Annotated in this window: 2 protein-coding genes; both read right to left on the bottom strand. The window is 42.4% G+C overall.

The window, feature by feature from the left end; all coding sequences use genetic code 11:
- Window positions 1-31: 31 nt before the first annotated feature.
- Window positions 32-874 (bottom strand): IS3 family transposase, encoded by an 843-nt coding sequence (locus AB4375_RS03960; RefSeq protein ID WP_106427183.1) that lies wholly within the window; start codon window positions 872-874, stop codon window positions 32-34.
- On the bottom strand, window positions 871-1380 hold the full coding sequence (locus tag AB4375_RS03955) for a helix-turn-helix domain-containing protein (protein ID WP_029236503.1): 510 nt from the start codon (window positions 1378-1380) through the stop codon (window positions 871-873). Before AB4375_RS03955 ends, AB4375_RS03960 begins: the two co-directional genes overlap by 4 nt.
- Window positions 1381-1426: the final 46 nt, after the last annotated feature.

The following is a 1426-nucleotide window of genomic DNA, read 5'->3' as shown; positions in this document are numbered from 1 at the left end:
TGAAGTGACCCCGTAAAGTTGGACATTTCTGTTAAGCGGCTTTCAAGGCCTGAGTTCGATATTCTATCGGAGTCAGGCCTTTTAGTTTCACTTTTATACGTTTGGTATTGTAGTACTCGATGTATTCTTTAATTTGCTCTATCAGAGCATCTGCATCTTCAAAGCTTTGGTTGTGATACATCTCTGTTTTGAGTAAAGCAAAAAAGTTTTCAGCAACCGCATTATCCAAGCAGTTACCTTTTCTCGACATGCTTTGTGTTAACCCACTCTCCGCTACCTTTTTCTGATACTGTCGATGACGATATTGCCAACCTTGATCGCTATGTATAATTGGCTTTGAGTTGGGTTTGAGCTTTGATATGGCTTCCGTTAGCATATCCGTGACAAGCGGCAAGCAGGCATTTTTGGCCACTCTATAAGCAACTACCTCCTGAGTAAACAAGTCGACCACGGGAGACAAGTATACTTTCTGCTCTTTGACTTTGAACTCCGTGACATCAGTTACCCACTTTTCATCGGGTTGAGTCGCACTAAAATCTCTTTCAAGCAGGTTAGGAGCAGCTGTTCCAGACTCTCCTCGGTATGAACGATACTTTTTAATCCTGACCGTCGATTTAAGGTTGAGCTGAGCCATAAGCCTTTGAACCGTTTTGTGATTAAGCACGAACCCCTGATTTTTTAGTTCCAAGTGAATACGGCGGTAGCCGTATCGGCCCTTATGTTCATGATAAATTGACTTTATCAACCGTAGCTCACGTTCGTAGCTATTTGGGCGCTTGTTTGTTTGAGCTTGATAATAAAAGACACTTTTTGCCAGCTGTAGAGTCTGCAGTAAGTGCTTCAGCGGGTACTTGCCTTTAAGAGTTAGAGCTATGACCGCTTTTTCTTTGTTCGACGGTTTTTTTCCTGCTCCAACTCTTCCAACTTTTTTAGAACGGCATTCTCGGTTCGTAAGTAGACCAACTCCTCTTTTAGCTCCTCAAGTGTCATTTCATTATCAGGCTTAGTGGTACGTTGAGGTTGCTGTTTCATTGAGGGTCTTCCTTTCTGGCGCATTTTGAGCCCCTTGATACCGAGCTCATTAAATCTTTTGAGCCAGACAGAGAGTATCCCAGGGGATGAGAGGTTTAATACAGCGCTAGTGTGCGTGAGAGACCATTCATTCGTCCACATTAAATTCAATGCTTTTCGTTTTGTTTGAGCAGTCGCGGCATGCTTAGTTGGTAAAAATGAATCAGTACCATGGATGGCAAAGACTTGAGCCCAATACCGTATCTGCCTTGAAGAAATTGAATATTGTTTTGCTAAATAGAGAGATGACGTGCCATCTAAGTATTGCTTAGCAATGATACATTTTAGCTCACGGCTATATTTGGACATAAAAAGACCCCCAATAATTGGTGTCCAACTATTGGGGGTCAGTTCA

It is taken from the genome of Vibrio sp. 10N.261.51.C6 (assembly GCF_041471785.1).
GTDB classification, from domain to species: Bacteria; Pseudomonadota; Gammaproteobacteria; order Enterobacterales; family Vibrionaceae; genus Vibrio; species Vibrio crassostreae_C.
The sequence above is the reverse complement of the archived record's forward strand: the minus strand, read 5'-3'. Positions and strand labels throughout refer to the sequence as shown.